We start from the raw sequence: 562 nt of genomic DNA, 5'->3' as shown, positions 1-562 counted from the left end.
TTTTGCGTCATCCGTCATCGTTTGTGTCATTTCATTCAAATCCAATCGGGTTACCAGTCTACAGAAAAAAATAAATCAGAGAACCAAGGTATAATCCAGCACAATAATGTCCCTCAGGATAGGCCTGAAGATTGTTTTCAGCGCCTCATGTGCCGGATGCGGCAGATATCGCTGGCGTGCTGCTTCATCGGCAAACGTCATCAGTACGCAGTGTGTGAAGCCGCTATTCTTGCCTTCAGGGCTGTTGTTGATGCCCCATTCCACGCCTGTAATGCCGTCAATCAGATCGGGGATCTGCAGAAACGCTGTTCTGACGGCCAGTATTTGTTCCGATAGTGCACTATCAGTAAATGTAATAAATAAAATATGACGAATCATCATGACTCCTGTTACGACCATTAATGTATGACAGATCTAATGGTCTTAACCGGAAGTTTAAACAAACCTCCAATTAAAATTTATTTTTGTTATCACTCAGTCGCCTGCGGGGTCGTCAGACAGTTATCCCCATTCAGTTTTAACTTCAGACGACCTGCAGCAATTTCGTTTTCAGTATGCATAC

At 43.6% G+C, this 562-nt stretch carries 1 protein-coding gene; it reads right to left on the bottom strand.

What is annotated here, in order from left to right; genetic code table 11:
- Nucleotides 1-75 precede the first annotated feature (75 nt).
- Entirely contained in the window at nt 76-381 is a 306-nt protein-coding gene (locus tag ADK28_RS03050; protein WP_204375360.1) for a Dabb family protein, read from the bottom strand.
- Nucleotides 382-562 lie beyond the last annotated feature (181 nt).

The sequence above is a fragment of the Serratia sp. 506_PEND genome (assembly GCF_001076875.1).
In the GTDB taxonomy this organism is placed as follows: domain Bacteria; phylum Pseudomonadota; class Gammaproteobacteria; order Enterobacterales; family Enterobacteriaceae; genus Serratia; species Serratia marcescens.
This window is presented reverse-complemented; position numbering and strand designations above follow the sequence as displayed.